The sequence below is a fragment of the Glutamicibacter sp. PAEs-4 genome, assembly GCF_051161755.1.
Taxonomy (GTDB): Bacteria; Actinomycetota; Actinomycetes; order Actinomycetales; family Micrococcaceae; genus Glutamicibacter; species Glutamicibacter nicotianae.
The window spans coordinates 1,167,047-1,192,002 of sequence record NZ_CP195017.1 but is presented as its reverse complement, the minus strand read 5'-3'; the positions used below and the strand labels follow the sequence as shown (position 1 = coordinate 1,192,002).

17 protein-coding genes, 3 rRNA genes and 1 pseudogene are annotated in these 24,956 nt (G+C 61.7%); 4 read left to right on the top strand and 17 right to left on the bottom strand.

The features are described from left to right. Position 1: 1 nt before the first annotated feature. The 4 genes from prpB (at position 2) to ACR9WD_RS05595 (ending at position 3,046) form a co-directional block, all read left to right on the top strand. The gene (prpB, locus tag ACR9WD_RS05610; protein ID WP_038990328.1) at positions 2–931 is read left to right on the top strand and encodes a methylisocitrate lyase; all 930 of its coding nucleotides are present in this window, start codon (positions 2–4) and stop codon (positions 929–931) included. Between the two features lie 95 nt (positions 932–1,026). Next, entirely contained in the window at positions 1,027–2,166 is a 1,140-nt protein-coding gene (locus ACR9WD_RS05605; RefSeq protein WP_038990327.1) for a bifunctional 2-methylcitrate synthase/citrate synthase, read from the top strand. Between the two features lie 152 nt (positions 2,167–2,318). Further along, positions 2,319–2,816, top strand: a complete 498-nt coding sequence (locus ACR9WD_RS05600; protein ID WP_149596646.1) for a DUF2975 domain-containing protein — start codon at positions 2,319–2,321, stop codon at positions 2,814–2,816. Further along, positions 2,816–3,046 (top strand): helix-turn-helix domain-containing protein, encoded by a 231-nt coding sequence (locus ACR9WD_RS05595; RefSeq protein ID WP_066137503.1) that lies wholly within the window; start codon positions 2,816–2,818, stop codon positions 3,044–3,046. Before ACR9WD_RS05600 ends, ACR9WD_RS05595 begins: the two co-directional genes overlap by 1 nt. Here ACR9WD_RS05595 and ACR9WD_RS05590 read toward each other — a convergent pair. From ACR9WD_RS05590 to ACR9WD_RS05510, 17 genes and pseudogenes are all read right to left on the bottom strand, one after another. Further along, the gene (locus ACR9WD_RS05590) at positions 3,043–3,546 is read right to left on the bottom strand and encodes an 8-oxo-dGTP diphosphatase (protein ID WP_434922894.1); all 504 of its coding nucleotides are present in this window, start codon (positions 3,544–3,546) and stop codon (positions 3,043–3,045) included. The two genes, ACR9WD_RS05595 and ACR9WD_RS05590, sit on opposite strands and share 4 nt — an antisense overlap. Beyond that, positions 3,546–4,469 (bottom strand): site-specific tyrosine recombinase XerD, encoded by a 924-nt coding sequence (gene xerD, locus ACR9WD_RS05585; protein ID WP_073707686.1) that lies wholly within the window; start codon positions 4,467–4,469, stop codon positions 3,546–3,548. Before xerD ends, ACR9WD_RS05590 begins: the two co-directional genes overlap by 1 nt. Further along, a complete protein-coding gene (locus ACR9WD_RS05580) occupies positions 4,466–5,110 on the bottom strand; it encodes an NUDIX domain-containing protein (protein WP_141359145.1) in 645 nt (214 codons plus the stop codon). The genes xerD and ACR9WD_RS05580 overlap by 4 nt, the downstream gene beginning before the upstream one ends. Positions 5,111–5,226: 116 nt before the next feature. Further along, entirely contained in the window at positions 5,227–6,906 is a 1,680-nt protein-coding gene (locus ACR9WD_RS05575) for a CTP synthase (protein ID WP_038990321.1), read from the bottom strand. A 107-nt stretch (positions 6,907–7,013) separates the two neighbouring features. Beyond that, positions 7,014–8,768: a DNA repair protein RecN gene (recN, locus tag ACR9WD_RS05570; RefSeq protein WP_434922893.1), complete on the bottom strand. Its 1,755-nt coding sequence runs from the start codon at positions 8,766–8,768 to the stop codon at positions 7,014–7,016. Positions 8,769–8,885: 117 nt separating this feature from the next. Beyond that, complete coding sequence (locus tag ACR9WD_RS05565; RefSeq protein WP_052253599.1) at positions 8,886–9,911, bottom strand: NAD kinase; 1,026 nt, start codon at positions 9,909–9,911, stop codon at positions 8,886–8,888. Positions 9,912–9,985: 74 nt separating this feature from the next. Beyond that, positions 9,986–10,774, bottom strand: coding sequence for a TlyA family RNA methyltransferase (locus ACR9WD_RS05560; RefSeq protein WP_434922892.1), 789 nt, complete (start codon positions 10,772–10,774; stop codon positions 9,986–9,988). After that, the gene (locus tag ACR9WD_RS05555) at positions 10,771–10,944 is read right to left on the bottom strand and encodes a hypothetical protein (protein WP_158024703.1); all 174 of its coding nucleotides are present in this window, start codon (positions 10,942–10,944) and stop codon (positions 10,771–10,773) included. The genes ACR9WD_RS05560 and ACR9WD_RS05555 overlap by 4 nt, the downstream gene beginning before the upstream one ends. Before the next feature lie 2 nt (positions 10,945–10,946). Beyond that, entirely contained in the window at positions 10,947–11,954 is a 1,008-nt protein-coding gene (locus tag ACR9WD_RS05550; RefSeq protein WP_038990318.1) for an HAD-IIA family hydrolase, read from the bottom strand. Between the two features lie 48 nt (positions 11,955–12,002). Then, on the bottom strand, positions 12,003–12,767 hold the full coding sequence (locus ACR9WD_RS05545; RefSeq protein ID WP_208644136.1) for a hypothetical protein: 765 nt from the start codon (positions 12,765–12,767) through the stop codon (positions 12,003–12,005). Between the two features lie 165 nt (positions 12,768–12,932). After that, positions 12,933–13,928, bottom strand: a pseudogene (locus ACR9WD_RS05540) (hypothetical protein); the annotation flags it as partial. 364 nt (positions 13,929–14,292) lie between these two features. Then, positions 14,293–14,409: ribosomal RNA gene (gene rrf / locus ACR9WD_RS05535) — 5S ribosomal RNA — on the bottom strand. 164 nt (positions 14,410–14,573) lie between these two features. Then, positions 14,574–17,709 (bottom strand): 23S ribosomal RNA (locus ACR9WD_RS05530). Between the two features lie 596 nt (positions 17,710–18,305). Then, positions 18,306–19,831, bottom strand: a 16S ribosomal RNA gene (locus tag ACR9WD_RS05525). The 16S, 23S and 5S rRNA genes sit together here, the layout of an rRNA operon. Positions 19,832–20,355: 524 nt before the next feature. After that, positions 20,356–21,675, bottom strand: coding sequence for a tyrosine--tRNA ligase (gene tyrS / locus ACR9WD_RS05520; RefSeq protein WP_052254096.1), 1,320 nt, complete (start codon positions 21,673–21,675; stop codon positions 20,356–20,358). A 185-nt stretch (positions 21,676–21,860) separates the two neighbouring features. Next, a complete protein-coding gene (locus ACR9WD_RS05515) occupies positions 21,861–24,143 on the bottom strand; it encodes a HelD family protein (RefSeq protein ID WP_434922891.1) in 2,283 nt (760 codons plus the stop codon). A gap of 217 nt (positions 24,144–24,360) precedes the next feature. Next, positions 24,361–24,909 (bottom strand): adenine phosphoribosyltransferase, encoded by a 549-nt coding sequence (locus tag ACR9WD_RS05510; protein ID WP_121866497.1) that lies wholly within the window; start codon positions 24,907–24,909, stop codon positions 24,361–24,363. Positions 24,910–24,956: the final 47 nt, after the last annotated feature.

The window sequence follows — 24,956 nt, the reverse complement described above, 5'->3', positions numbered from 1 at the left end:
GATGCTGTATTCAACCAAAACTCCAGATGCAAAGCGCGCCGCGCTGCGCGAGATGCTCACCCCGGGTGCTGCCCGCCAGTTCCCCGGAGCCTTCAACCCGCTCTCGGCCAAGCTGATCAGCGAGAAGAACTTCGACGGCGTCTACATCTCCGGTGCGGTGCTGGCCAACGACCTGGGCCTGCCGGATATCGGCCTGACCTCGCTGACCGAGGTCGCCACCCGCGCCGGGCAGATCGCCCGCATGACCGACCTGCCGTCGATCGTGGATGCCGATACAGGTTTCGGCGAGCCGATGAACGTGGCCCGCACCATCCAGGAACTGGAATACGCCGGCCTGGCGGGCTGCCACATCGAGGACCAGTTCAACCCGAAGCGCTGCGGCCACCTGGATGGCAAGAACGTGGTGGATACCGAAACCATGCTCAAGCGCATCGCGGCCGCCGCCGACGCGCGCATCGATGCGAACTTCCTGATCATGGCCCGCACCGACATCCGCGCGGTCGAAGGCCTGGATTCGGCAGTCGATCGCGCCAAGGCGATGGTTGATGCCGGAGCGGACGCGATCTTCCCGGAGGCGATGAAGAACGTCGCCGAGTTCGAGGCGATCTGCAACGCGGTGGACGTACCGGTGCTGGCCAACATGACCGAGTTCGGCAAGTCGGAATTGTTCAAGCGCCAGGAACTGGCAGATGCCGGCGTCGCGCTGATCATCTACCCGGTCACCCTGCTGCGCAGCGCCATGGGCGCCGCTGAACGCGTACTGGATGCCATCAGCGAAGATGGCACCCAGCAGCGCGAAGTGGATAACATGTTGACTAGGTCACGTTTGTACGAGCTCGTGGACTACGAGGCCTACAACCGCTTCGATACCGGAATCTTCAACTTCCAGGTCCCGACCCTGGACATTGATTCCAACAGCGCGAACCTCTAGGCTCGCAAGCATTTAGCACCATCTGCGCCGGCCGGCACCCGCTGGCCGGCGCAATCCAAAGCATTACTATTCTCCGGCAATGAAGAGGAGCAAGAATGACTGCCACCGAGGAAATCAAGAAGGGCCTGGCAGGCGTCGTCGTTGACTACACCGCCGTCTCCAAGGTCAATCCAGAAACCAACTCGCTGCTCTACCGCGGCTACCCCGTCCAGGACCTGGCCGCGAACAAGTCGTTCGAAGAGGTGGCACTGCTGCTCTGGACCGGCGAGCTGCCAACCCAAAGCGAACTGACCGAGTTCTGCGCTTTCGAGCGGGCCAACCGCGCTCTGGACCCACGCGTCAAGGCAGCCATCGACCTGCTGCCAACCGACTGCCACCCGATGGACGTGGGCCGCACCGCGGTCTCGGTGATCGGCGCCAACCACCCCGAGGCCGAGAACTCCTCCCCCGAGGCTGAGCTGCTCAAGGCCAAGGAACTGTTCGCCGCCTTCCCTGCAGTGGTTGCCTACGACCAGCGCCGCCGCCGCGGCCAGGATGCCGTGGCTCCACGCGAGGATCTGGACTACTCCTCGAACTTCCTGTGGATGGCCTTCGGCGAAGAAGCGGCCCCAGAGGTTGTCGACGCCTTCCGCGTGTCCATGGTGCTCTACGCGGAGCACTCCTTCAACGCTTCGACCTTCACCGCCCGCGTGATCACCTCGACCCTCTCAGACCTGCACTCGGCAGTCACCGGGGCGATCGGCGCGCTGAAGGGCCCGCTGCACGGCGGCGCCAACGAAGCAGTCATGCACACCTTCAACGAGATCGGCATCAACAAGGAGGAATCCCGCGAGGATGCCGCCAAGCGTGCCAAGGCCTGGATGGAAGAAGCACTGGCCGCCAAGAAGAAGGTCATGGGCTTCGGCCACCGCGTCTACAAGCACGGCGACTCCCGCGTGCCTACCATGAAGGCCGCACTGGATCGCATGATCGAGCACTATGGCCGCCATGAAATGCTGGGCCTGTACGACGGCCTGGAGGCCGCCATGGACGAGGCCAAGGCCATCAAGCCGAACCTCGACTACCCTGCCGGTCCCACCTATCACCTGATGGGCTTCGACACCGAGATGTTCACCCCGATCTTCATCGCGGCGCGCATCACCGGTTGGACCAGCCACATCTTCGAGCAGCGCGCAGCCAACGCGCTGATCCGCCCGCTTTCGGCCTACAACGGCGTGGAGCAGCGTTCGCTGTAAGAATTTCGCTTCCTGGCATTGGCCACGGGAATGGCGCAAGCGCGTCAGCCCGTGGCCATTCGCATGCCCAAGCTATCCGGAGTTGCCGTCGCAGACCTCTTGCCCTATCGTTTAACGATAGAAACATTTCGAAGAACGATAAGGTCCTAGCCATGGGAAAATACAGCATTATCGGCCTGAAGGTAGTTCTCGCCGTCATCCTGGCCGGAACGCTCTTTGTGCAGCTGTTCATGATACCGATGATCCTTATCCATGAATCGCCAAGCAACGGCACCGACAAGTTCTTCCAAGCCGCTTTCCTCGGCTATCTGATTCTCGCCGGACTGGTCATTGAAACTTGTGTCTACAGCGTGTGGAAACTGGCTACGAGAGTCAAGCGCGGCACCGTCTTCGATCCCGCGTCGCTGGGCTATGTCACCCCCATCATCGTCGCCTTCGCGGTTGGTGCGCTTGCCACTTTCGCCCTCGGCACCATCTTTGCCGCGAGCACCGACATCGCCCCTGGGGTCGTCCTCCTCGTTGGCGGAGCCGGGCTGCTGATGATCGGGATCAGCATCATCGTGCTCGTGCTGCGCCAGCTGCTCGCGCAAGCCGCGTTGACCGAGGCACAGGCAGCTGAGCTGCGGACCGAGCTGGGCGGCGTCATCTGATGGGAATCCGCGTAGATATCGACGTGATGCTGGCCCGCCGTAAAATGGCCGTCGGCGAGTTGGCCGAACGCATCGGCATTACCCCGGCCAACCTCGCTGTGCTCAAGAATGGGCGTGCCAAGGCGGTACGCTTCAGCACCCTTGAAGCGCTGTGCCGGGAGCTGGATTGCCAGCCAGGCGACCTGCTGGTCTTTGAACCCGGCGAAGACGGGCAACTGGCCGATAGCTAGTCCCAGTTCTCGAAGCTGATCTCCTGCACCGAAATGTTGTCCCGCGCCAGCACGATTTCAACGGTGAAATTCCCACCGGCTACGAGCTTGGGCAGCCACAACGGGGAATCCTGCCACATCTGCTCGACCGGCAGGGCATCCGGATCTGCCCACAGCGGCTCCAGTTCCTCGGTGGCTTCCGGCTGGCCCGTTGATTGCCTAGCAATGAAGGTTGCGCATTCCATGTCGGCTGCCGACTGAGCCGGGAATCGGAAATTGATTTGTGCCGCAAGCTCCAGTTCCTGCGGTGCGAGCACCAGGCCAGTTTCCTCGCGGAATTCCCGGATGGCCGCTTGCACAGCACTCTCTCCGGGCTCGATCTTGCCGCCGGGCAAGACGATATTTCCCTTGCCGAACCCGCGGCGCTTGCGCCCGAGCAGCACGTGCAGGCGACCGGCGCGTTCTTGCAGCAGGGCAACGAGGGCTACCTGCTTGGCACCGGGCATCCGGCGGCCCGCCACTAGTTCACCCTCGGGTGGGCCAACTGGTAGGCCTCGCGCAGCGAATCAACGGTGACCTTGGTGTAGATCTGCGTGGTGGTGACCGATGCATGCCCCAGCAGTTCCTGGACCACCCTGACATCTGCTCCGCCCTCCAGCAAATGCGTGGCGAAGGAATGGCGCAGCGTATGCGGAGAGACCTCGGTAGCTATCCCGGCCCGTTCGGCCGCCTTGGCCAGCAGCAGCCATACCGATTGGCGCGAGAGCCGTCCCCCGCGCTGGTTCAGGAACAATGCCGGGGTGCCCTTTCCCTTGGCGGCCAGCCCGGGACGAGCACGTACCAGATAATCGCTGACCGCACGCTGGGCGTACCTGCCGACCGGAACCACCCGCTCCTTGGATCCCTTGCCGAACAAGCGCACCACGGCATCGTCGGCAAAGTGCAGATCATCGACATCCAAGTCCACGACTTCGGATATGCGTGCGCCGGTGGAGTACAAGAATTCCAGGATCGCCCGATCCCGCAGTCCGGCAGGGGTTTCGATGCTCACCGATTCGAGGATCCGGGTGACCTGGTCGATGGATATTGCCTTGGGCAGGGATTGGCCGATGGCCGGGGGCTGGATCTCGCGGGCAGGATTCGGCGCGCAAATCCCTTCGAGCTCCCAGTACTTGTGCAGCTGGCGGATGGCTACCGAGTGGCGTGCGACGGAGCGGGCACTCAACGGCTGATGCTCTTCGTCTCCGCGCGAGAGCTCCTGCAGGTAGCCGCTGATGGCTGCCTCGGTAATCTGCTGCGGCTGCGCGATGCCTGCCGCTTGCAGCGCATCCGTGTATCGGGTCAGGTCCCTGCGGTAGGAAGCCAAGGTGTTCTCGGCCAGCCCGCGCTCGATCGCCAGATGCTGCAGGTAGCGCTTGAGCGGGGTTTCGAACCGGTTGCTCATCCTTCGCGCAGGTACGGGTGCACGTCGAATGGCTCGTTCGCATCGCGCAGGTCGAGGTACTTGTTGGCGCGGGCGGCATGGGCGGCCAGGATGGCGATGGTCGCGGTGGGGTTATGGATCTTTCCTGCCAGCACCGCGGCAACGGCTTCTTCCAGGGGAACCCAGGTGCTGACCATTTCGGCTTCCTCTTCGGTCCGCTGATGGCGATGGTCTGCTGCGACCAGCTTCGCATCGCGTGCCAGGTAGATCCGCACGGCCTCGGCCGACGAGCCCGGGCTCAAGAAGACATCGGTGAGGATCGACCAGTGATCGGCGGTGCGGTCCGCTTCTTCCCACAATTCGCGCTTGGCGGCTTCCAACGGCGGTTCGCCAGCTACGTCGAGCAGGCCGGCCGGGATTTCCCACAGGCGCATGCCGACCGGGTGGCGGTACTGGTTGACCATCAAGATGCGTTCCTCGGCGTCCATGACCAGCACGCTGACCGCACCGGGGTGGTTGATGTAGTCGCGTTCGATCGTCGCCCCTGATTCAGAGAGCTTCACGGAGTCATGGATGACGTCCCAGATGCGGCCCTCGTACACGGTTTCGCGGTTCAGCAATTCACGCGGTGAGAATTCATCGGCTATCGGATGCAGCGGCACGAGGATCGTCCTTCGGTAGAAAAAGCTGGTCGTTACTCTCCAGCTTAAACAGCAACGCGCCGGTCAGTACTGACCGGCGCGCATTGCCTTCAGAGTTTCACCCCTGGCAAGCTGTATTACTTGCGCAGCTCCAGGGCTGCCTCGACCAGACCTGCGAACAGCGGGTGCGGGCGAGTTGGGCGGCTGGAGAGCTCTGGGTGCGCCTGCGTGGAGACGTAGTACGGGTGCACGTCCTTCGGCAGTTCAACGAACTCGACCAGGCTGCCGTCTGGCGAGGTGCCAGCGAAGACCAGACCAGCTTCTTCAAGCTGGGCACGGTATGCGTTGTTGACCTCGTAGCGGTGGCGGTGGCGCTCTGCGACCTCGGTCTTGCCATAGGTTTCAGCAAGAACCGAACCTTCAAGCAGCTTCGCGTCGTACAGGCCCAGTCGCATGGTGCCGCCCAGATCACCCTTGCCGTCGACGATCTCCAGCTGCTCTTCCATGGTAGCGATGACCGGGGTCGAGGTTTCTGGATCGAATTCGGTGGACGAGGCATCGGTGAGGCCAGCCATGTTGCGGGCGTATTCGATGACCATCGACTGCAGCCCCAGGCACAGGCCCAGGGTTGGCAGCTTGTTTTCGCGAGCGAAGCGCAGTGCGCCCAGCTTGCCTTCCAGGCCGCGGATGCCGAAGCCGCCGGGGACGCAGATTGCTTCTGCGCCTTCAAGCGCCTTGGCAGCCCCTGCCTCGGTAGCGCAGTCGTCAGCCGGCACCCAGCGGATGTTGACCTTCGCGTTGTTGGCGAAACCGCCGGCACGCAGTGCTTCGGTGACCGACAGGTAGGCATCCGGCAGATCGATGTACTTGCCCACCAAAGCGACGGTCAGCTCGGTTGCCGGGTTGTGCACGACTTCGAGCAGTCGATCCCACGACTCCCAGTCCACATCGCGGAACTTCATCTCCAAGGTCTGGACGATGTAAGCGTCCAGGCCCTGGGAGTGGATGACCTTGGGGATGTCGTAGATGCTTGGAGCGTCGGCGCAGTTGATGACTGCTTCGGTGTCCACATCGCAGGTGCGGCCGAGCTTGGCGCGCATCTCCGCAGGGATTGGCCGGTCCGAGCGGATCACCAGTGCGTCTGGCTGGATGCCGATCGAGCGCAAAGCCGCAACGGAGTGCTGGGTAGGCTTGGTCTTCAGTTCATGGCTCGGGCCGATGAACGGAACCAGGGAAACGTGCACGAAGAATGCGTTCTTTCGGCCGATGTCCTGGCGGACCTGGCGCGCCGCCTCGAGGAATGGCTGGGATTCGATATCGCCAACGGTGCCACCGATTTCCGTGATGATCACGTCGGGAGCCGACTTGCCGGCGCCCGGGTCGGTAGCCGCCAAGCGCATGCGGCGCTTGATCTCATCGGTGATGTGCGGGATGACCTGCACGGTATCGCCGAGGTATTCACCGCGGCGTTCGCGTTCCAGGACGGTCGAGTAGACCTGTCCGGTGGTCACGTTGGCGGTACCTGGCAGGTTTTCGTCCAGGAAACGCTCGTAGTGGCCGATGTCCAGGTCGGTTTCGGCGCCATCGTCGGTAACGAAGACTTCACCGTGCTGGAAAGGGTTCATGGTACCTGGATCGACGTTCAGGTACGGGTCGAGCTTCTGCATGGTCACTGAGAGACCACGAGCTCGAAGTAGATGTCCGAGGCTGGATGCCGTCAAACCCTTACCCAGGGAAGAGGCCACACCGCCGGTGACGAAGATATGCTTTGTCGTTTCAGACGACCGAGAATCACGAGTTGAATTACGCTGCACCACGGGATTTCATCCTATCACCATTCCAATATTTCGCATCCTCATAAGACTCTAGTGCACCTCCGGCCAATGCCATAGCATCCGCGTAATTCAGGGGTTCACCAAGACTTTTAGGCCTTCGCCAATTTCTTTGAGGTGAGCGATGACACTAGCTTCTGGGCATCCTCGAGCAGCTCCTCGGCATGCGCCTGCGCGGTGCCGGATTCCTCTTGGCCGGCGAGCATGCGCGCAAGCTCCTTGACGCGGGCTTCCTGATCCAGGCTGATGACGTCGCTGGCAGTGTAGCCAGCTCCGGCCTTCAACTTGGCATCTGAATTCTTGATCACACGGATATGCCGATCCGCATAGGCGGCCACCTGGGGCAGGTGGGTCACCACGATGACCTGCACATGCTTGGCCAGCATGGCCAGGCGCTCGCCAATGGCCACCGCTGCCTTGCCGCCCACACCCTGGTCCACTTCATCGAAGACGAAGGTCGGTACCGGATCGACGGCTGCCAGGACGACTTCTATGGCTAGCATGACGCGGGAGAGCTCGCCGCCGCTGGCCCCCTTGCCCAGCGGCCGCGGCGAAGCGCCAGCATGCGGGGCCAGCAGCAGGGAGATTGCGTCTTGCCCGAAACCGCCGGGTTCTTCCAATTCGCTCACCTCGATGACGAGCTTGGCATCGGGCATCGCCAGGGCCTTCAGCTCGGCCGAAACCTGCGCGGAGAGCTTCTTGGCTGCCTTGCGGCGCGCATCGGAGAGGTCCGAGGCCAGCGAGGAAACCTTGTGCTCCAGGTCGACGACTTCTACTTCCAGTTCCTCGATGCGCGAGTCGTCCCCGCCAAGTTCTTCGAGCCGGGAGCGGGATTCGGCCGCCCAGGCCAGCACCTCATCGATGCTCGGCGCGTACTTGCGCATGAGCTTGTTCAGGTCGGCACGGCGAGCTTCAATCTGCGCCAAGCGCTCCGGGCCTTCTTCATCGAGGTCGGCTACGTAGGAGGAAAGATCACTGGAGAGCTCAGATGCAAGAATGCCCAATTCAGCTGCCCGCCCTGCGAAAGCCGCCAGCACGGTGTCATCGCCGCTGGCCTGGCCCAGCACGCCGCGGGCGGTCTCGGCCAAGGTCGTCACGCCCGGGTTTTCGAAATCTTCGGAGTCGATGATGGCCTGGGCCTGCTGGCAGGCGGTACGCAGGGATTCGATATTGCCCAGCTTCATGGATTGCTCGCGCAGCGACTCGTCCTCGCCGGGCTGCGGATCCAGCGAATCGATCTCATCCAACGCCAGGCGCAAGTTCTCTGCTTCGCGTACGCGGTTGCGCGAATCGGTTTTCAGGCCAGCCAGCTCCTTGGAAGCCGAACGCCACTGGCGATAGGCGCGCTGGTAGCTGCTGAGCGTGCGCGACAGCGAGCTACCGGCAAAGCGGTCCAACGCGTCACGTTGGGCAACAGGTTCTTTCAGGCGGATCTGGTCCGACTGGCCGTGGACGGCAACCAGATCATGGCCCAGCTCGGCCAGCAACCCGACCGGGGCGCTTCGTCCTCCAATGGTGGCCCGCGAACGACCTTGGGCCGAGAGCGAGCGGGACAGCAGCAGCTCGCTGTTCTCCCCCGCCGGCTCGATGAACGCACCGGCCTGGCCTGCGGCATCGAGCACGTGGTGATCCGGGGGCAGGTGCACTACGGCTTCGGCCAGGGCATGCTTGGCACCGTTGCGCACCGCACCGGCATCGGCCCGGCGTCCAAGCAGCAGGGACAGGGCGGTGATCACCATGGTCTTGCCAGCGCCCGTTTCACCGGTGACTACCGTGAGCCCGGGGCCAAGCGGCAGCGTGGCCTCGGTAATCACTCCGAGGTTGGAGATCTGGATTTCCTGAATCATTGCCTGCTCCCGAATGTCGAGTTCAAGTCGTACCGTGCGTTTTTAGTATATGTGTTCTAATCCTATTTTTCGCAACTATGTTCGAGCGGGTGGAGAATTTTTCGCTGATGCGGGCGGTTAGCCCTGGTCCTCAGGCCGTCCCACCATGGGGATCCCCGGTTCATCGCGGTAGTGCGGATCGACGCTTTGCAGTCCCGGCCCGATCACCGGCAATGCCGTGGTTGCCGGACGGCGGGCCTCTTCCGTTGCCGGACCGCGCCAGCCGGTAATCGGCAGTTCGAATTTGTTGACCAGTCGCTCGGAGAATGGGGTCGTGTTCAGCCGGGCCATGTAGACCGGCCGATCGCTGCGCGTCACTTCCACGCGGGCTCCCGGCGGCAGCTCGATGGTGCGCCGGCCATCGCACCAGAGCACCGCGCCGGCATCGGTGCGGGTGAGCATTTCCACGGCCATGATCGAATCCGGGGAAATGACCAGGGGCTTGGCGAACAGGGCGTGCGCGGAGATTGGCACCATGATCAGCGCCGCGACATCCGGCCACACCACTGGTCCGCCGGCAGAGAAGGAGTATGCGGTGGAGCCGGTCGGCGTGGCCATTACGACGCCGTCGCATCCGAAGGTTGAGATCGGACGCCCATCGACCTCGATCACGACCTCGACCATGCGCTCGCGGTTGGCCTTTTCCACGGCGGCCTCGTTCAAGGCCCAGGTCTCGGCAAGGCAGACGTTATCCAGCCACACCTTGACCTCGATGGTCATGCGCTCTTCCACTGTATAGGTCTCATTGACCAGCGCCTGGACGGTGGAGGCCAGTTCGCTGCGTTCAGCTTCGGCGAGGAAACCCACATGCCCGAGGTTCACGCCCACCAGCGGCATCGGGGATTCGCGGACCAGTTCCGCGGCGCGCAGCACCGAGCCGTCGCCGCCGAGCACCACGCCCAAGTCGACGTCTTCGATCTGGCAATCCTCGTCGAGCACCTGCACCGAGGGCACAGCCGCGCCGATCGCTTCGGTCATCGCCAGCTGGTCCTTGCGGCGCATCACCGGGATGGCGCCTGCTTCATTGAGCAGGGCGCAGGTTTCGATGGCCGCGGTGATCGCTTCTTGGCGGCCGGTATGGGTGAAAATCAGGATTCGGCGCAAGGCGGTCGGCCCCTCTCAGCTTCGCGAGGTGCAAAATGACCGTGGTTATCGACCACGGCTAAAACACGTCACTACTAAGAATAGTCAACGTCCTGCCCGAAGAGCGGCACATCGGCAGGCTGTGGATTCCCGCCGGCGGCCAGCCAGAGGAAGAATTCGACGTTGCCGTCCTGTCCCGGCAGGGGGCTGCGGGCCAAGCCGCGCAGTTGCAGGCCCGCAGCGTGCGCGCTGGCCACGACCGCTTCCACGGCGCTGCGGCGCAGCTGCGGATCGGTGACCACGCCGGTACGGTTCAGATGCTCGCGCCCGACCTCGAACTGCGGCTTGACCATCAGCAGCAGCCCGCCGCCGTCCTTGGTGGCCGAGGCCAAAGCGTCGATCACCAAGCGCAGCGAGATAAAGGACAAGTCGGCTACTACGAGGTCGACTGGTCCACCAATATCTTCGGGGAGCAGATAACGCACGTTCAGCCCTTCGCGGACCGTGACGCGCGGGTTTTCGCGGATCTCATCGACCAGCTGGCCATGGCCTACATCGGCTGCGACCACGGACTTTGCCCCGCGGCGCAGCAGCACGTCGGTGAAACCGCCGGTGGAGGCACCGGCATCCAGGCAGCGCAGGCCGGCTGGATCAATAGTCGCAAAGACATCTAGTGCGCCGGCGAGCTTGTGCCCGGCACGAGAGACGTACTCCTCACCTTCGCTGGGCACCAGGGCCAGCTCGTCGGCCGCGGACACCTTCTTGGAGGCCTTGGCGGCTGCCTGCCCGTTCAGCAGCACCCTCCCGGCATCGATCAGCTTGGCAGCTTCGGTGCGCGAGCGCGCCAGCGCCCTGGTGACAAGTTCTTGATCCAGGCGATTCACGCGCCGTGCTCCGTACGGTTCAGTTCGTGCTGCAGGCCGGCAAGCAGCTGCTCATAGATTCCGGCATGCTCGGTAATGTCGTGGTCGGCCAGCGAGGACAGCGCCTGCTCGACTGCCGCCTCATCCAGCCCTCGGGGGCCGGGGCCTGGGACAGGTTCCTGTGGCTGCATGGCTAGCCCCGCACCTTCCGCAGGGCATCCAGCCCGCGTTCGGTGAACCGGATTTCCGGTTCTTCGTGCCGCGACTGGCGCGGGTGGGCCAGCCACCAGGCATGGCAGGCGGCGCGCCAGGCGTTCAGGTCCTGGTCGCTGCCCGTCACTTCGATCGCGCCGTGATCGACCTTGGCGACCGCGTCGCCGACCTGCACGCCGTAGCCGAGCACCTTGATGGTCGGGTAGGGACGGTACAGGTCGGCCAGGGAGTTGATGAGGTAGTTGGGTCGCTGCTCGACCGGAGCGCCCAGCGCTGTGCGCGGGGTGTCGACGCCGGTGAGCACCAGCGCGGTGGAGAATCCTGCACGGAAGCCGCCGAGGATGTCGGTGTCCAGACGGTCGCCGACGACCAGCGGGCGCTGGGAATCCAGCCGGTCGGCGGCCCGTGCGAACAGGTAGGATTCGGGCTTTCCGGCCACCCGCGGTTCCACGCTGGTAGCCAGCTTCACCGCGTTGACCAGCGACCCGTTGCCCGGGGCCAGGCCCTCGGCGCGCGGGATCGTCAGGTCGGTGTTGGTGGCAACCCATGCGGCGCCGTTATTGATCGCATAGCTGGCCTCGGCCAGGTTAGTCCACGAGATGTCCGGGTCGAACCCCTGGATCACCGCTACGGGTTCTTCCTTATGGGTTTCGACGACTTCCAGCCCGCGCACGGCAATGCATTCGCGCAGGTAGGGGGAACCGACCACCAGGACCTTGGATCCCGGATTCAGTTCGCGGGCCAGCATCTCCGCGCCGGCGTCGGCCGAGCCGAAGACCTGCTCGGCACTGGTCTTCACACCCAGCTGGCGCAGGTGCGCCGCGACCGACATCGGCGAACGCCCGGCATTGTTGGTAATGAACGCCAGTGTGACATTCACTTCCGCGAGGGTGTTCAGCGACTCGACGGCGTCGTCAATGGCGTTCGGGCCAGCATAGACGACGCCATCCAAATCGGAGAGGACAGAATCAAATCCGGAGATCAGCATTCGGTGGTGGTTCCTACTACTTTAGGTATTTGGCTACTACGCCAAAGCTTACTTCGTCGATTCGTCTTCCACGTCGGCTTCGGCGGCGTCCGTGTCGGATTCGACGACCACGTTCAGGTCATCGTCCTCGTCGATGCCGGTCTGCTCGGCTTCAGGCTCTTCAGCTTCGTCTGCGGTTGCGTCGGCAGCCGCTTCCGAGGACTCGGAAGGTTCGATCAGATCCTTGGCACGCGGGGTTTCCTCTTCCTCGTCCAGCTCCGGAGCCAGGTCCATGATGAAGGATTCGGTTTCGCGTTCGATGCCCAGGGCGCTTTCGGCAACCTCCACCTGTGCATTCCAGCGCTTCGCGTCTTCTGCACGGCCGGCAGCCGAGAGCAGGTCAGCGTAGGCGGTGAACAGGCGCGGGCTGAAGGAGAAGGCGCGGTTGAAGTTCAGCTGCTCCAGCGACTCCAGCTCAGCCAGTGCCTTGTCCAGCTTACCCAGGTCGGCGTAGGAGCCAGCGGCAACCATCTGCATTTCGACCTTGACGGCAGTTTCCAGGTTGGCGCATTCCTCGGAGTGCGCCAGCTCGATGGCTTTCTCCGCACGGCCCAGGCCGCGCAGCGAGTCGGCGATCAACGGCAGGTTGTAGTCCGAGCCGGAAATGCGGCGGTGGGTGCGCAGCTCACGCAGCGCGTCGGCGTACTTGCCGGCATGGTAGGCGGCAATGCCAACGGCTTCGCGCACGACGGCGACGCGGCCGCCACGGCGCGATGCCGCCAGGGTGTGCTGGTAAGCCAGTTCCGGGTCCTCTTCCAGCAGGCGGCCAGCCATCACCAGGTGCTTGGCGACCCAGCTTGCCGAACGCTCTTCGAGGTAGCGCAGCTGTGCGCGTGCTACACGGTCCAGCTCCTTGCCAGTAACGTCCTCATCGATGTCCGGGGACTGCTCGCGATCGGAGCGGTTCGAGATGCGCAGATCGCCCGGGTTGTGCGCGCGTGGTGCATTCTCGCGCTTGTCGGCAAAGCGGTCCTCGCGTGCTGGACGATCCCCCTTGGAACGACGGTCATCGGCGCGCTTGAAGCCGCCACCGCGGTTGTCATCACGACGCTCGCCACGGAAACTGCCACGGTCATCGTTGCGCTTGAAATCGCCGCGGTTGTCATCACGACGCTCGCCACGGAAACCGCCACGGTCATCGTTGCGCTTGAAGCCGCCACCGCGGTTGTCATCACGACGCTCGCCACGGAAACCGCCACGGTCATCGTTGCGCTTGAAATCGCCGCGGTTGTCATCACGCTTGAACCCGCCACCGCGGTTGTCATCACGACGTTCACCACGGAAACCGCCACGGTCATCGTTGCGCTTGAAATCGCCGCGGTTGTCATCACGCTTGAACCCGCCACCGCGGTTGTCATCGCGACGTTCACCACGGAAACCGCCACGGTCATCGTTGCGTTTGAAACCGCCGCGATCATCATTACGCTTGAACCCGCCATCGCGGTTGTCATTGCGCTTGAAGCCACCACCGCGGTTGTCATCACGGCGCTCGCTACGGAAACCGCCACGGTCATCGTTGCGCTTAAAGCCACCGCGATCATCGTTACGATCGCCACGGAAACCACCACGATCATCGTTACGATCGCCACGGAAGCCACCGCGATCATCGTTGCGCTTGAACCCGCCACCGCGGTTGTCATCACGGCGCTCACCACGGAAACCGCCACGGTCGTCATTACGCTTGAACCCGCCACCGCGGTTGTCATCACGGCGCTCACCACGGAAACCGCCACGGTCGTCATTACGCTTGAACCCGCCACCGCGGTTGTCATCACGGCGCTCACCGCGGAATCCACCACGGTTATCGTCGGTGCGCTTGAAATCGCTGCGGTCATCGCGACGCTTGAAACCATCGCGGGAGTTGTTGCGGCTTGAGTTTGAGTTCCGGAAGTCGCCTCGTCCGTTGTCGGAGTTACGGCGGAATTCGTTAGACATCTAATGTCCCCTTCAGCGGCTATCTCAATACCGCAACCTTCGTGATTGCCTTAGCAAATCACTTCACTATTAACTATTCTGCACGCCATAAAGGCATGTACATCTAACTTCAAGTCTACGGGAGCCACGAGACATACCATAGGGAAACAGGTGCAATGTGGCAAGACACTCAGTCACTCCACTTAGGTTTTCTCTTCGGCTCAATACCGGCCTGATCCGTTGTGGAGCGGGGCACGGCAGCGGCCAGCGGCCAAACCCCCTTAAACACGAACAGGCCAGGCAATAGCACCTGGCCGCACACTGACGGGTTAAACAGGTGAGGCTCCAACCATCACTGGCTAGAGCCTCAAACCCACTAGGTTAAGTCCGGCGGTGACCTACTCTCCCACACCCTCACGAGTGCAGTACCATCGGCGCAATGGGCCTTAGCTTCCGGGTTCGGTATGGGACCGGGCGTTTCCCCCACGCTATGACCGCCGTAACAATCACGAAGCACACAAACCAAATATTTCCTGGTCAGTGTTTTCCGGTGCTACAAAGTCTTGTAACTCATCCGTATTTATTGGCTAGAGGTTGTTGTCTCGTAACCGCATAGTGAACGCGAACAGCATTGAAAAATATCAGTTCAAATTATTGTTTTATTGTGTGTTGTAAGTCATCGGCCTATTAGTACAGGTCAGCTGCACAAGTCTTCAGTCCTTGCTTCCACATCCTGCCTATCAACCCAGTGGTCTAGCTGGGGGCCTCTCACACACAAAGGTGCATGGAAATCTCATCTCGAAGCAGGCTTCCCGCTTAGATGCTTTCAGCGGTTATCCCTTCCAAACGTAGCTAATCAGCGATGCACTTGGCAGTACAACTGACACACCAGAGGTTCGTCCGTCCCGGTCCTCTCGTACTAAGGACAGCCCTTCTCAAATTTCCAACGCGCGCAGCGGATAGGGACCGAACTGTCTCACGACGTTCTAAACCCAGCTCGCGTACCGCTTTAATGGGCGAACAGCCCAACCCTTGGGACCTACTCCAGCCCCAGGATGCGACGAGCCGACATCGAGGTGCCAAACCATGCCGTCGATATGGACTCTTGGGCAAGATCAGCCTGTTATCCCCGAGGTACCTTTTATCCGTTGAGCGACGGCCCTTCCACGAGGTGCCGCCGGATCACTAGTCCCGACTTTCGTCCCTGCTCGAGCTGTCACTCTCACAGTCAAGCTCCCTTGTGCACTTACACTCGACACCTGATTGCCAACCAGGCTGAGGGAACCTTTGGGCGCCTCCGTTACATTTTAGGAGGCAACCGCCCCAGTTAAACTACCCATCAGGCACTGTCCCTGAACCAGATCATGGTCCGAAGTTAGGTGACCGGTACAGCCAGAGTGGTATTTCAACGATGACTCCACCTGGACTAGCGTCCAAGCTTCACAGTCTCCCACCTATCCTACACAAGCTGCACCGAACACCAATACCAAACTATAGTAAAGGTCTCGGGGTCTTTCCGTCCTGCTGCGCGTAACGAGCATCTTTACTCGTACTGCAATTTCGCCGAGTTCATGGTTGAGACAGCGGGGAAGTCGTTACTCCATTCGTGCAGGTCGGAACTTACCCGACAAGGAATTTCGCTACCTTAGGATGGTTATAGTTACCACCGCCGTTTACTGGGGCTTAAATTCTCAGCTTCGCCACAAAAGTGACTAACCAGTCCTCTTAACCTTCCAGCACCGGGCAGGAGTCAGTCCGTATACATCGTCTTGCGACTTCGCACGGACCTGTGTTTTTAGTAAACAGTCGCTTCCCCCTGGTCTCTGCGGCCCACACCCGCATCAGAGAAGCAAGTTCTCATCACGGGGCAGGCCCCCCTTCTTCCGAAGTTACGGGGGCATTTTGCCGAGTTCCTTAACCATGATTCTCTCGATCGCCTTAGTATTCTCTACCTGATCACCTGTGTCGGTTTGGGGTACGGGCGGACTGGGACCTCGCGCCGATGCTTTTCTAGGCAGCATAGGATCACCGAATCACCCCATAAACGGGGCGCCTATCAGGTCTCAGAAACATGAGCGGCGGATTTGCCAACCGCTCTTCCTACACCCTTGGACCAGGTCAATTCCATTGCCTGGCTCGGCTACCTTCCTGCGTCACACCTGTTAATACGCTGACCTCACTGCATCGGTTCCCACCACACCACCAGCAACCATTCCCGAAGGAACAAATCACCGGATCCGTCATGGTTAGCATCCACAGCTCAGTATGGGCGGTCCTTCGCCGGTACGGGAATATCAACCCGTTGTCCATCGACTACGCCTGTCGGCCTCGCCTTAGGTCCCGACTAACCCAGGGCAGATTAGCTTAACCCTGGAACCCTTGATCATTCGGCGGACGGGTTTCTCACCCGTCATTCGCTACTCATGCCTGCATTCTCACTCGTGTGGCCTCCACCGCTGGTTTACACCGCGACTTCACCGTCCACACGACGCTCCCCTACCCATCCAAACACCCAATCGAAACCAGGTTAATATTTGAATGACGCAACTTCGGCGGTGTGCTTGAGCCCCGCTACATTATCGGCGCGGAATCACTTGACCAGTGAGCTATTACGCACTCTTTCAAGGGTGGCTGCTTCTAAGCCAACCTCCTGGTTGTCACAGCAACTCCACATCCTTTTCCACTTAGCACACGCTTAGGGGCCTTAGTTGGCGTTCTGGGCTGTTTCCCTCTCGACTATGAAGCTTATCCCCCACAGTCTCACTGCTGCGCTCTCACTTGCCGGCATTCGGAGTTTGGCTAAGGTCAGTAACCTTGTAGGGCCCATCGCCTATCCAGTAGCTCTACCTCCAGCAAGAAACACGCAACGCTGCACCTAAATGCATTTCGGGGAGAACCAGCTATCACGAAGTTTGATTGGCCTTTCACCCCTACCCACAGCTCATCCCCTCCATTTTCAACTGAAGTGGGTTCGGTCCTCCACACGCTCTTACACGCGCTTCAACCTGGCCATGGGTAGATCACTTCGCTTCGGGTCTAGATCACGCCACTCAAACGCCCTATTCAGACTCGCTTTCGCTACGGCTTCCCCACACGGGTTAACCTCGCGACGTAACACTAACTCGCAGGCTCATTCTTCAAAAGGCACGCCATCACCAGGGAACAAGTCCCCAGCTCTAACGGATTGTAAGCGCACGGTTTCAGGTACTATTTCACTCCCCTCCCGGGGTACTTTTCACCATTCCCTCACGGTACTGATTCACTATCGGTCATCAAGTAGTATTCAGGCTTACCAGGTGGTCCTGGCAGATTCACACAAGGTTTCACGGGCCCCGTGCTACTCGGGTATCAACACTAGAACGGCAGACACGCATTACGCCTACGGGACTATCACCCTCTCTGGTCCGGCATTCCAACCGATTCACCTATACGCCTGCACCTCATCCCACCAGCAAGATAGCGCTGGTACATGTCAACCCCACAACCCCGATGATGCAACGCCTATCCGCTATCACACACCAACCGGTTTAGCCCCATCCGCGTTCGCTCGCCACTACTAACGGAATCACTGTTGTTTTCTCTTCCTGCGGGTACTGAGATGTTTCACTTCCCCGCGTTCCCTCCACACAGCCTATACATTCAGCTGCAGGTCACACCACATAACATGGTGCGGGGTTCCCCCATTCGGAAATCCTGGCCTCAACGTCCGGTTATCGACTCCACCAGGCTTATCGCAGATTCCCACGTCCTTCATCGGCTCTTGATGCCAAGGCATCCACCGTGCGCCCTTAAAAACTTCAACACAAATCAAAGTCTCAGAATTGAGCAATAAAACAATCTAACAAAATCACGCAGACAAGACTCCAACACCAGGCAATCCCAGGAAAAGGACTACCCAGCTCATCTCATCTGCAAGATGCTCGCGTTCACTATACAGTTCCCAAACAACAACCCCGCACCCCCGCAACAACACCCCAAAACCAACACCAACCAAAGGCCAGCATCAATCCACCAGGACATCCTTGCAGCAAACACAGGACAAACACCGAAACACCAAGAACCCCTCACCCAAGCGAACACCACCAGGACCCTCCCCACAGGAAGAACCCCGGCAACCATTCACCAGGAAAGGAGGCTTGTTGCCTCAAAACCCAACAGCATGCCAAACCATACAAACCACACAACACCCACACACCGCATTCCAGCACCGCAAGAAGAAAACCCCCTGCAATGCGTACTAGCAGATGCCCAAGCACCACGCGGCCACAGCCAATACCCCGCACCAGCATCAGCCAGCACGTTTTCCGGTATTGAGTCCATTGATATTCCACCCATGAGCAACCCACCCGGACAACACTCGTGTCCAGCATGGGCAACCAATAATGGTTAGCTCCTTAGAAAGGAGGTGATCCAGCCGCACCTTCCGGTACGGCTACCTTGTTACGACTTAGTCCCAATCGCCAGTCCCACCTTCGACGACTCCCCCCACACAAGGTGGTTAGGCCATCGGCTTCGGGTGTTACCAACTTTCGTGACTTGACGGGCGGTGTGTACAAGGCCCGGGAACGTATTCACCGCAGCGTTGCTGATCTGCGATTACTAGCGACTCCGACTTCATGGGGTCGAGTTGCAGACCCCAATCCGAACTGAGACCGGCTTTTAGGGATTAGCTCCACCTCACAGTATCGCAACCCATTGTACCGGCCATTGTAGCATGCGTGAAGCCCAAGACATAAGGGGCATGATGATTTGACGTCATCCCCACCTTCCTCCGAGTTGACCCCGGCAGTCTCCCATGAGTCCCCACCACTACGTGCTGGCAACATGGAACGAGGGTTGCGCTCGTTGCGGGACTTAACCCAACATCTCACGACACGAGCTGACGACAACCATGCACCACCTGTGAACCAGCCCCGAAGGGAAACCCCATCTCTGGAGCGGTCTGGCACATGTCAAGCCTTGGTAAGGTTCTTCGCGTTGCATCGAATTAATCCGCATGCTCCGCCGCTTGTGCGGGCCCCCGTCAATTCCTTTGAGTTTTAGCCTTGCGGCCGTACTCCCCAGGCGGGGCACTTAATGCGTTAGCTACGGCGCGGAAAACGTGGAATGTCCCCCACACCTAGTGCCCAACGTTTACGGCATGGACTACCAGGGTATCTAATCCTGTTCGCTCCCCATGCTTTCGCTCCTCAGCGTCAGTAAATGCCCAGAGACCTGCCTTCGCCATCGGTGTTCCTCCTGATATCTGCGCATTTCACCGCTACACCAGGAATTCCAGTCTCCCCTACATCACTCTAGTCTGCCCGTACCCACCGCAGATCCGAGGTTGAGCCTCGGACTTTCACGGCAGACGCGACAAACCGCCTACGAGCTCTTTACGCCCAATAAATCCGGATAACGCTTGCGCCCTACGTATTACCGCGGCTGCTGGCACGTAGTTAGCCGGCGCTTCTTCTGCAGGTACCGTCACTTTCGCTTCTTCCCTACTGAAAGAGGTTTACAACCCGAAGGCCGTCATCCCTCACGCGGCGTCGCTGCATCAGGCTTTCGCCCATTGTGCAATATTCCCCACTGCTGCCTCCCGTAGGAGTCTGGGCCGTGTCTCAGTCCCAGTGTGGCCGGTCACCCTCTCAGGCCGGCTACCCGTCGTCGCCTTGGTGAGCCATTACCTCACCAACAAGCTGATAGGCCGCGAGTCCATCCCCCACCGATAAATCTTTCCACCCCGCACCATGCGGTGCGAGGTCATATCCGGTATTAGACCCAGTTTCCCGGGCTTATCCCAGAGTCGGGGGCAGGTTACTCACGTGTTACTCACCCGTTCGCCACTAATCCACCCAGCAAGCTGGGCTTCATCGTTCGACTTGCATGTGTTAAGCACGCCGCCAGCGTTCATCCTGAGCCAGGATCAAACTCTCCATAAAAAAATAAAAAGCCACCAGCAACCCCTTGGAAAAGAAGGGCGAAGCCGATGAAGTCCTGGCGAATAATAAAACACTCAAGAACACTGCACGGGGGTGCAATGCCTCAAGCAAATGTTATGTATTCACCAAATAAAAATATTCGGTATCAACAAACTTGGCACACTATTGAGTTCTCAAACAACAAACACTCTCGACACCACACCAGCCATCCTGTGATGGCCGCTGCTTCGCTCCGGAGCAACTTTTCCAGCTTACCACCGCGTTGACCATTGTCAACTCGGCGTTTCAGACTGGTTCACCCCGCTGTTTCCGATTCGCCTTTTCAGGCCGTCCGGATCAGCGGCGCGAGATAAAACTTTACACGCATCCCACCACGACGCAAAATCGGCCAGCAGGCTTGTTTTCACTTATTATTTCGAGCTTGACTAGGAATTTTGTTAATTTGGTACAACAAAACCGCCAGAAAAGTGTCTTGGTTCACAAGTTTTTCTGGCGGTTTCGTGTAGTGCAGCTGTTCGCGGGCCTTACTTGACCAGTTCAGCCACTGCCATGTTCTTCTTGCCGCGGCGCACGATCGCGTACCGGCCATGCAGGAAGTCCGACTCGGCCAGTTCGGTTTCGATGCCGTCGACCTTGGCGTTGTTCACGTAGGCGCCACCTTCGGCTACCGTGCGGCGCGCTTCGGACAATGACTTGCTCAGGCCCGATGCCACCAGGACATTCAGGATGCCCAGATCGTCCGCGGCGACCTTTGCCGAAGGCAGCTCGGCGATGACCGATTCCAGGGTAGGAAGATCGATTGCGCCAAGATCGCCATTGCCGAAGACCGCAGCCGAAGCGGCGATCACCTGTTCGGTGGCCTGCACTCCGTGAACCAGGGAAGTGACTTCCCAGGCCAAGGTGCGCTGGGCGACGCGCTTGAACGGGCGCTCGGCAACCTCGGTTTCCAATTCCGCGATCTGCTCGCGGGTCAGGAAGGTGAAGACCTTCAGGCGGTCGATCACGTCGGCGTCGGCGGTGTTCAGCCAGAACTGGTAGAAGGTGTACGGGCTGCACATCTCGGCATCCAGCCAGATGGCGTTGCCCTCGGACTTGCCGAACTTCGTGCCGTCGGAATTGGTGATCAGCGGCGTGCCATAGGCGTGCACCGAGTTGCCCTGGACCTTGCGGATCAGGTCGGTGCCGCTGGTCAGGTTGCCCCACTGGTCCGAGCCGCCGGTCTGCAGGGTGCAGCCGTACTGGCGGTTCAGTTCCAGGAAGTCGTAGCCCTGCAGCACCTGGTAGGAGAACTCGGTGTAGCTGATGCCCTCGTCGGAGTTCAGGCGCGCGGCCACGATCTCCTTCTTGACCATGGTGCCTACGCGGAAGTACTTGCCCACGTCGCGCAGGAAGTCCAGGGCCGACAGCTGCGCGGTCCAGTCCAGGTTGTTGACCAGGCGCACCGCATTCTCGCCTTCGGCGGAGAGGAAGCGGGAAACCTGGGCCTGGAGCTTGGCGACCCATTCGGTCACGGTTTCCTTGGTGTTCAAGGTGCGCTCGGCGGTCTGCCGCGGGTCGCCGATCAGGCCGGTGGAACCGCCCACCAGGGCCAGCGGCTTGTGGCCGGCCAGCTGAAGGCGTCGCATGTTCAGCAGCTGCACCAGGTTGCCCAGGTGCAGGGACGGCGCGGTGGGATCGAATCCGCAATAGTAGGTCACAGATTCTTCGGACAGGGCTCGTTCCAGCTCGGCTTCGTCGGTGGACACGTGCACCAGGCCGCGCCACTTCAATTCCTGCCAGACGTTCTCGAAAGATGCGTCGTTGCTCTGTCCCGCAATCACGGGATTCTGCTTCGTATCAGACATGCTCACTGTGACCATTTTCTGTCTTCGTTCTGCCCCGAGTGCACGCATTTGCCTGCGTGCACCTGTGATCGCGCCGGGAGTCGGGGTTGCGTTCCCGGCACACAGGTTCAAGGTTATCGCCTGCCGGCGGGCTCGTGCCACTTGCCCGGCCCGCCCCTTGGTCACATCTGCAACCGCGCGGGCCGCTAGGCTTCCATGCCCTCGGGCAACTCGCGGGCGTGGACCACGTGCAGCCGCTGGGTGGTGCGGGTCATCGCCACGTACAAATCGCCGACGCCGCCGTCGACCTCGTCCACCAGCTCGGCAGGTTCAAGGATCAGCACGCCGTCGAATTCCAGGCCCTTGGACTCGCGCGCGGTGATCACCACGATGTCCTGGCTCAACCCGCCCGAGCCGCTGCCGACGCGGTCGCCGTAGACCTGCTCGACCGCCGCGCGGATGCGGGCCAGGTCCTGCTGCGGCACGATGATCGCCTGCAGTCCCCCGGCCGAATATTCCAGTTCTTCGCGCAGCGCGGCCAGCACCGTGTCCTGCACCTTGGCGGAGGTGGTGCGGGTCAGCACCGGCGGCCAGTCGCCCTCGCGGACCGCCTGCGGGGTGGTGATGCGCAGGCCGGCGGCCTGGGCAACGCGCACCGCCGCGTCGGCGATCTGCGCGGGGGTGCGGTAGTTCACGGTCAGTTCTTCGAGTTCGAAGCGGTCGCCGAAGAACGGCTCCAGGGCCTGGGACCAGCTGCTGGCGCCCGAGGCGGCCGAGGTCTGGGCGATATCGCCGACGATGGTGAAGGACTTCATCGGGCAGCGGCGAATCAGCAGGCGCCACTGCATCGGCGAGAGCTCCTGCGCCTCGTCGACGACGATATGCCCGTAGGCCCAGGTGCGGTCGGCCACCGCGCGTTCGGCGGCGGTGAGCCGCACGGCGGTTTCCTGGTTCACCCCGGCTACCTGCTCCGCGGTGACCACGCCGTCGATGCCGGCGTTTTCCAGCATCGTGTGCATATTGCGCAGGGCGGCCTTGGCGTTCTCCACATCGGCCTCGTACTGGGCGGTGCGGGCGCCTTCCAGCGGGTCGGCGAAGTCGCCGAGCAGCCCGGCGGCCTCGTCCAGCAGCGGCACATCGGCCTCCGTGAACGGCGAGCCGGCCCGGCGGTACAGGGCATCGCGTTCGTGCTCGGCCAGATGCGGCGCCGCGGCGGCCAGAAGGTGCGGGGTGGCGAACAGCTCGGCCACCAGCTGCTGCGGGGTCATCGGCATCCAGCACAGGTTCAGCGCCACGCGCACATCGTGCGATTCGCGCACCTCCTGCGGCAGGTAGGAGCGGTCGGTGGTCGAGGACTGCCCGGCCGATTCCTCCAGCTTGCGGCGCAGCTGCTCGGCCAGCTCGCCCACCAGCACCTTGACGAAGGTCTCGCGAGCCTCGTTGTACGGCTTGCGGGTGTGGCGGGCGCGTTCGCGCGCGTTCTTGACCATCTTCGGGGTCAGCACCAGGCGCGTGCCCTCCACCACCAAGGTCCGGTTTTCCGGGATCAGCCGCTGGCGGTTGCGCACCGCGTTGGCGATCACCTTGGCCATGGACAGCTGGCCCTTGAGCCGGGCGACGGTGCGGTTGGCTTCCGGCACGGCGTGGATTCCGTGGTAGAGATCGCCCACCGAGGACATGACCACGCCGGTCTCGCCCAGCGAGGGCAGCACGCGCTCGATGTAGCGCATGAAGGAGTTGGAGGGGCCGACGATTAGCACGCCGGCGTTCTTCAGCCGATCGCGGTATTCGTAGAGCAGAAAGGCCGCGCGGTGCAGGGCGACGGCGGTCTTGCCGGTGCCCGGGCCGCCCTGGACCACCACGGCCCCGGGCAGCTGGGCGCGGATGATCGCGTCCTGCTCGGCCTGGATGGTGCCGACGATGTCGCCCATGCGGCCGGTGCGCTTCTCGCGCAGGGCCGCCATCAGCGCGCCTTCGCCGTGGTGCGTGTGGCCCTCGTCCAGCCAGGTCTCGTCGAGCACGTCGTCCTCGATGCCTGCCACGGAGCGGCCCTTGAGCATCAGGTGGCGGCGGCGGCGCACCCCGCGCGGATTCAGCGCGGTGGCCTGGTAGAACGGGGCGGCTTCGCTGGCCCGCCAGTCGATCATCAGCCGATTCAGGTCCTCGTCGGACAGGCCGATGCGGCCGATGTAGCGCGGCGCGGCCGCGGAATCGGCGTCGCCGGGCTGCTGTTGCCGGCCGTTGGCCGCCATGTCCAGCCGGCCGAAGACCAGGCGGTCCTCGACGGCGTCGAGCTGGGCGATCCGGTCCTCGTAGAGCGTGGCGAAGGAGTCGCGTTCGGACATGTTCTGGAAGGTGCCCACGGCCCCCTGGGCCCGGGTGCGCTCCAGCTGCTCCAGCTTTTCGGCGCGCAACTCGTCCAGCCGCGCATACAGGCGGCCCACATACTCGGATTCAGCTAGCAGATCGGCCTCGATGGTGTCGGTCAACCCAGTTTCCCCTCGCGCTCAAGATGTGCCCGTGTGCAGGGCGCAGGGCCCCGCGTGCAACGGTTCCCGCGTAAAAACGCAGGACAGATAATGATACGCGCCTTTTCGCCGGCGCAGGTAATCCCGTGCGCCGTTGCCCGCGCGCGGTCCGGGCCCGCCGGAGGGTTGTTCGCCAGCGGCGTGGAACCGTGGCGGATTGTTACCCGCCCACACAGGTTCAGGAATGCACGACCTGCAAGGACACGACCTGCTGCCCCGGCAGCTTGGCGCGGCCGCCCAGGCCGTCGAGTTCCAGCACGACGCCGACGCCGGCGATCTTCGCGCCGGTCTGCTGGAGCAGGCGGACCGCCGATCCGACGGTGCCGCCGGTGGCGAGCACGTCGTCGAGGATCAGCACGCGGGTGCCCGGGGCGATCTCGTCCTTGTGCACCTCCAGGCAGCTGGTGCCGTACTCCAAGGTGTACTCGTCGCGGTAGACCTCGCGCGGCAGCTTGCCTGCCTTGCGGATGGTCAGCATGCCCTTGCCCGATGCGTAGGCGGCCGCCGCGGCCAGCACGAAACCGCGCGCTTCGAGGCCCGCGACGATGTCGAACTGCCCTTCGAAGGGTGCGATCAGTTCGTCGACCATGCGGCGCAGGCCGACCGGGTCGGCGAAGACCGGGGTGAGGTCCTTGAAGGAGATCCCCGGCTGCGGGTAATCGGGCACGATCTCGCACAGTCGGTCCAGCAGGTCGCTAATGCTCTCAGAAGTAGTCACGTCTGCCAATTTTAGTCCCTTTGCGCGCAGCTTTTCCCACGCTCGTGCATAATCAT

Bases quoted from the DNA above. Each gene is read 5' to 3' on its own strand.
- prpB (WP_038990328.1), top strand. From the start codon at position 2: ATGCTGTATTCAACCAAAACTCCAGATGCAAAGCGCGCCGCGCTGCGC.
- ACR9WD_RS05605 (WP_038990327.1), top strand. From the start codon at position 1,027: ATGACTGCCACCGAGGAAATCAAGAAGGGCCTGGCAGGCGTCGTCGTT.
- ACR9WD_RS05600 (WP_149596646.1), top strand. From the start codon at position 2,319: ATGGGAAAATACAGCATTATCGGCCTGAAGGTAGTTCTCGCCGTCATC.
- ACR9WD_RS05595 (WP_066137503.1), top strand. From the start codon at position 2,816: ATGGGAATCCGCGTAGATATCGACGTGATGCTGGCCCGCCGTAAAATG.
- xerD (WP_073707686.1), bottom strand. From the start codon at position 4,469: ATGAGCAACCGGTTCGAAACCCCGCTCAAGCGCTACCTGCAGCATCTG.
- recN (WP_434922893.1), bottom strand. From the start codon at position 8,768: ATGATTCAGGAAATCCAGATCTCCAACCTCGGAGTGATTACCGAGGCC.
- ACR9WD_RS05555 (WP_158024703.1), bottom strand. From the start codon at position 10,944: ATGCAGCCACAGGAACCTGTCCCAGGCCCCGGCCCCCGAGGGCTGGAT.
- ACR9WD_RS05550 (WP_038990318.1), bottom strand. From the start codon at position 11,954: ATGCTGATCTCCGGATTTGATTCTGTCCTCTCCGATTTGGATGGCGTC.
- ACR9WD_RS05545 (WP_208644136.1), bottom strand. From the start codon at position 12,767: ATGGCTGGCCGCCTGCTGGAAGAGGACCCGGAACTGGCTTACCAGCAC.
- tyrS (WP_052254096.1), bottom strand. From the start codon at position 21,675: ATGTCTGATACGAAGCAGAATCCCGTGATTGCGGGACAGAGCAACGAC.